Annotated in this window: 6 protein-coding genes and 1 tRNA gene; 6 read left to right on the top strand and 1 reads right to left on the bottom strand. The window is 60.8% G+C overall.

All coding sequences use genetic code 11. The annotated features are described in order from the left end of the window. Window positions 1–146: 146 nt before the first annotated feature. The gene (locus Q0L94_RS14800) at window positions 147–1,316 is read right to left on the bottom strand and encodes a Do family serine endopeptidase (protein WP_296754662.1); all 1,170 of its coding nucleotides are present in this window, start codon (window positions 1,314–1,316) and stop codon (window positions 147–149) included. 153 nt (window positions 1,317–1,469) lie between these two features. Here Q0L94_RS14800 and petA point away from each other — a divergent pair, with 153 nt between their 5' ends. From petA to Q0L94_RS14830, 6 genes are all read left to right on the top strand, one after another. After that, window positions 1,470–2,078, top strand: a complete 609-nt coding sequence (gene petA, locus Q0L94_RS14805) for a ubiquinol-cytochrome c reductase iron-sulfur subunit (RefSeq protein ID WP_296754664.1) — start codon at window positions 1,470–1,472, stop codon at window positions 2,076–2,078. Between the two features lie 4 nt (window positions 2,079–2,082). Continuing rightward, on the top strand, window positions 2,083–3,318 hold the full coding sequence (locus tag Q0L94_RS14810; RefSeq protein ID WP_296754667.1) for a cytochrome bc complex cytochrome b subunit: 1,236 nt from the start codon (window positions 2,083–2,085) through the stop codon (window positions 3,316–3,318). Continuing rightward, window positions 3,319–4,044 (top strand): cytochrome c1, encoded by a 726-nt coding sequence (locus Q0L94_RS14815; protein WP_296754669.1) that lies wholly within the window; start codon window positions 3,319–3,321, stop codon window positions 4,042–4,044. It begins immediately after the preceding gene. A 224-nt stretch (window positions 4,045–4,268) separates the two neighbouring features. Beyond that, on the top strand, window positions 4,269–4,868 hold the full coding sequence (locus tag Q0L94_RS14820; RefSeq protein WP_296754672.1) for a glutathione S-transferase N-terminal domain-containing protein: 600 nt from the start codon (window positions 4,269–4,271) through the stop codon (window positions 4,866–4,868). Window positions 4,869–4,881: 13 nt separating this feature from the next. Then, window positions 4,882–5,289, top strand: a complete 408-nt coding sequence (locus Q0L94_RS14825) for a ClpXP protease specificity-enhancing factor (protein ID WP_296754674.1) — start codon at window positions 4,882–4,884, stop codon at window positions 5,287–5,289. 42 nt (window positions 5,290–5,331) lie between these two features. Further along, window positions 5,332–5,407, top strand: a tRNA-Thr gene (locus Q0L94_RS14830).

The following is a 5,407-nucleotide window of genomic DNA, read 5'->3' on the forward strand; positions in this document are numbered from 1 at the left end:
TTGCCGATTTATCGGCTTTACAACCACGGCCTACCCCTTGCGGGTGGGCGACATAGTCGACTCTATGGCAACGACGAGCAACGCCGCCATGCGGAAAAAGACGCCGTTTCATGTTGCGATATTTCTGAGTCACGACACTAGTTGAATTAGGGTTCCTGCGCCTGTTCCAGCGTGCGTTGCATGGGGCGCCGCCCGACCCGGATTTTCAGGCTCAGCGATTGCTGCTTGCGTGCCACCGTGAGTTGGGTGTCGATGCCGGGTTGCAGGGCGGCAATCAGGTTCAGCAGCGAGGCCGAGTCGGTCACGGCATTGCCGTTGACCGCCAGCAGGATGTCGCCCGGGCGGATGCCGCCGGCGTCGGCCGGGCCGCCTTTCAGCACGCCCGCGATCAATGCGCCCTCGGCATTTTTCAGGCTGAAGGATTCCGCCAGTTCGGGCGTCAGGTCCTGCACTTCGATGCCGATCCAGCCGCGCGTCACGCTGCCGGTCTTGACGATCTGTTCCATCACCTGGCGCGCGATGCTGACCGGAATGGCAAAGCCGATGCCTTGCGAGCCGCCGGTGCGCGAATAGATGGCGCTGTTGACCCCCACCAGATTGCCTGCTGCGTCGACCAGCGCGCCGCCCGAGTTGCCTGGATTGATGGCGGCATCGGTCTGAATGAAATTCTCGAAGGTGTTGATGCCGAGATGGGTGCGGCCAAGCGCGCTGACGATCCCCGCGGTGACGGTCTGGCCGACGCCGAACGGATTGCCCACCGCCAGCACCCAGTCGCCGACCTGCAGGCTGTCGGCCCCGGCGAAGGTGATGGCGGGCAGGTTGTCGGTATCGATCTTCAATACCGCCAGATCGGTTTCGGGGTCGGCCCCTACCACCCGCGCCGGCAGTGTCCGGCCGTCGGCCAGCGCAACGCGGATTTGATCGGCGGCTTCGACCACATGGTGGTTGGTCAGGATATAGCCGTTCGGGCTGACAATCACGCCCGAACCGAGATTGGACACCTCGCGCGGCCGTGAATCCAGCCGGTCGCCGAAGAAATAGCGGAAGATCGGATCCTGCAGCGCGGGATGGGCTGGGCTACGCACCTTTTGCTGGGTAAAAACGTTGACCACCGTCGGGATGACCTTTGTTGCGGCGGGGGCGAAGGAAGCGCTTGCGGCGGGAACGCTGGCCGCCGGATGCTGCGCCTGCTGAATGGTGAGGCCTGGCTGCCGGGTTTGCCAGTGCAGGAGGTCGGGCTTGAACAGCACGATGATGAACAACACGCCCAGGGCCACTGTGGCGGATTGGGCGAAAAGCAACCAGAGTTTGCGCATGTTGATGTAGGTCAAGGAAAGCGTGATGCCGCCGCGCGATAATTATAGCCTAGGGCGGGAACTTACTGCGCCGGCGCTACATTGGACTTCCGGTAGAGGGGGCAATTTGGTTAGAATGCCGGTTTTATCGCAACACGTTCAGGTTAGGTAAACATGAGCCAGGAAGCCGAAGGGCAAAAAGTGGACACAAGTAAACGAAAATTCCTGATCGCTGCGACCAGCGCGGTTGGGGGGGTCGCAGCTGTGGGGGTGGCGGTGCCGCTGGTCATGAGCATGCTGCCAAGCGCGCGCGCCAAAGCAGCGGGCGCGCCGGTGGAAGTGGACATCAGCAAGATCGAGCCGGGCATGCTGCTGACGGTCGAGTGGCGCGGCAAGCCGGTGTGGGTCGTCAACCGCACCAAGGAAATGCTCGATCAATTGGGCAAGCATGACGACAAGCTGGCTGACGCCATGAGCGAGCAGCCGCAGCAGCCCGACTATTGCAAGAACGCGACCCGCTCGATCAAACCGGAATATCTGGTGGCGGTCGGCATCTGCACCCACCTTGGCTGCTCGCCCAGCGAAAAGCTCAAACTGGGTGGCGACAGTGGCATGGGCGGCGACTGGCCGGGCGGCTTCTTCTGCCCCTGCCACGGTTCGACGTTCGACCTTGCCGCACGCGTGTACAAGGGCGTGCCGGCTCCGACCAATCTGGTGATTCCGCCTCATCAATACCTCAGCGATGCCAGGTTGCTGATCGGTGTAGACGCAAAAGGAGCGTAAATAAATGTCTGCCCTGCAAAAAATGATGGGTTGGATCGACGATCGATTCCCGCTCACCGCCACCTACAAGGCGCATCTGTCCGAGTACTACGCGCCCAAGAACTTCAACTTCTGGTATTTCTTCGGTTCGCTGGCGCTGCTGGTGCTGGTGCTGCAGATCGTCACCGGCATCTTCCTCACCATGAGCTACAAGCCGGATGCCGAGCTCGCCTTCGCATCCGTCGAGTACATCATGCGCGACGTCGACTGGGGCTGGCTGATCCGCTACATGCACTCGACCGGCGCCTCGATGTTCTTCGTCGTCGTCTATCTGCATATGTTCCGCGGCCTGATGTATGGTTCCTACCGCAAGCCGCGCGAACTGATCTGGATCTTTGGCGTGCTGATCTACCTGGCGCTGATGGCCGAAGCCTTCCTCGGCTATCTGCTGCCGTGGGGCCAGATGTCGTACTGGGGTGCGCAGGTGATCGTTAACCTGTTCGCCGCCGTGCCCTTCATCGGTGAAGACCTGTCGATCTGGATTCGCGGTGACTACGTGATTTCGGACGCCACCCTGAACCGCTTCTTCGCCTTCCACGTCATCGCTTTGCCGCTGGTGCTGCTGGCGCTGGTGGTGGTGCACCTGGTGGCGCTGCACGAAGTCGGTTCCAACAACCCCGACGGCATCGAGATCAAGAAGAAGAAGGATCCGGTGACACATATTCCGCTCGACGGCATTCCCTTCCATCCGTACTACACGGTGAAGGACATCGTCGGCGTCATCGTCTTCCTGATGGTGTTCTCGGCGATCGTGTTCTTCGCGCCGGAAATGGGCGGCTACTTCCTCGAAGCCAACAACTTCGTCCCGGCCGACTCGCTGAAGACGCCGCAGCACATCGCGCCGCTGTGGTATTTCACCCCGTTCTACGCGATTCTGCGTGCGGTGCCGCCGATGTTCGGCTCGCAGTTCCCGGGCGTGGTGGCGATGGGCCTGTCGATCGTCGTGCTGTTCTTCCTGCCCTGGCTCGACCGCGGCAAGGTCAAGTCGATCCGCTATCGCGGCCCGATCTACAAGATCATGCTTGCTCTGTTCCTCGTGTCCTTCATCGGACTGGGCTATCTTGGCCTGTTGCCGTCCACCCCGGTGGCGACGATATTTGCCCAGGTCTTCTCAGTGATCTACTTCCTGTTTTTCCTGCTGATGCCCTGGTATACCTCGATTGACAAAACCAAACCGGAACCGGAAAGGGTGACTGGCTAAATGAAACGCTTGAAGAACTTTCTTTTCCTGCTGGCGGCAGCCCCCGTGGTGGCCTTTGCGTCGGGCCCCAGCGTTCATCTGGACAAGGCGCCGGTCAATCTGTCCGATCAGGACTCACTGCAGCGCGGCGCCCGCATGTTCGTGAACTACTGCCTCAACTGCCACAGCGCCGGTTCCATGCGTTACTCGCGTCTGCAGGATCTGGGCCTGACCGAAGACCAGATCAAGGAGAACCTGCTGTTTGCCGGCGAAAAGCCGGGCGAGACCATGACGGTCGGTATGACCAAGGCCGACGGCAAGGCCTGGTTCGGCGCCACCCCGCCCGACCTCAGCGTGATCGCCCGTTCGCGCGGGGCCGACTGGCTCTACACCTACCTGCGCAGCTTCTACCGTGACGACACCCGCGCCACCGGCTGGAACAACATCGTGTTCGACAAGGTCGGCATGCCGCACGTAATGTGGGATCTGCAGGGCGAAATGGTGCCGCACTACAAGAAGGAGGGCGAGCATGAAGTGATCGATCGCCTCGAACTGTCCAAGCCCGGCAGCATCACCCTGGCCGAGTACGACGCCAAGGTAGGCGACCTGGTCAACTACCTGGTGTGGATGGGCGAGCCCGCGCAGGTCCAGCGCAAGCAGCTTGGCGTCATCGTACTGATTTTTCTGGCGGTCTTCTTCGTAGTGGCCTATTACCTGAAGAAAGAGTTCTGGAAAGATATCCACTGAGTCGGGCCACACCATTTGCCAACAGCCGGACTGTGTCCGGCTGTTGGCATTTATCGATCCGGCCCAACCCGCTTGAATGACCGGTGCTGACGCACTGTTCGCCAGCCGTGCAGCATGCCGAAACAACCAATATTCGAGCCCGCTTGTTACCGGCTGGAAACTCAGGCAGCCGGATTTCAAGTCAAAAAGCATCAACATACGCAACACGATAGGGAGCCCCTGCCATGATGACCTTGTATTCCGGTAGCACCGATCCGTACAGCCATCGCTGTCGCATCGTCCTGTTTGAGAAGGACATGGACTTTGAAGTCATCGATGTGGACATGCACAACAAGCCGGAAGAAATCGCCAGCATCAGCCCCAGCGGCAAGATGCCGGTGCTGGTCGAGCGCGACCTGATTCTGACCGAATCCAACATCATCAACGAATACATCGACGAGCGTTTTCCGCATCCGCAGCTGATGCCGCCGGATCCCGTCATGCGTGCGCGTGCGCGACTGGTGCTGTTCAATTTCGAGCACGACCTGTTTACCCACGTCGATACGCTGGAGCACGCCCTCGGCAAGTCGTCAGACAAGGCGCGCCAGGAAATCCGCGACAGCCTGTCGCAGCTCACGCCCATCCTCACCAAGCAGAAATATCTGATGAACGACGAGTTCTCCATGCTGGATGTGGCGATCGCTCCCCTGCTGTGGCGTCTCGAGCATTACGGCATCGAGCTGCCGAAAATGGCGGCGCCGGTGCTCAAGTACCGCGAGCGCCTGTTCAGCCGCCCGGCCTTCATCAACGCGCTGACGCCCACCGAAAAGGCGCTGCGCAAGTAAGGGGCGAGGACGGGTGGCCGAGATTTCAACCAAGCCTTATCTGATTCGTGCCCTATATGAATGGTGCACGGATTCGGGTTTCACCCCGCAGCTGCTGGTTGCGGTGGACGGCCGTACCCGTGTGCCGCCCGGTTTCGTCAAGGACGGCCAGATCGTGCTGAACATCAGCGCGGCCTCCACCCGCAATCTCACCCTGGACAACGACTGGATCCAGTTTTCCGCGCGCTTCGGCGGCGTTTCGCACGAGATTTCCATTCCGGTGGATCGGGTGGCCGCCATCTTCGCGCGGGAGAACGGCCAGGGCCTGCATTTCGAACCGGTCGACGCATCCGCGCCGCCGCCCGGGCAGGCGCCATCGCCCTTACCAGGCGATGCGCCGGCGCCGCCCAAGGGCAAACCCGCGCTCAAAGTCGTCAAGTAATCGGATTATCCATCGCGCGACGTCGTTATAATGTCGCCCGTCGCCGCTTTAGCTCAGTTGGTAGAGCAACCGCCTTGTAAGCGGTAGGTCGTCAGTTCGAATCCGACAAGCGGCACCA

Source organism: Thiobacillus sp. (assembly GCF_024708915.1).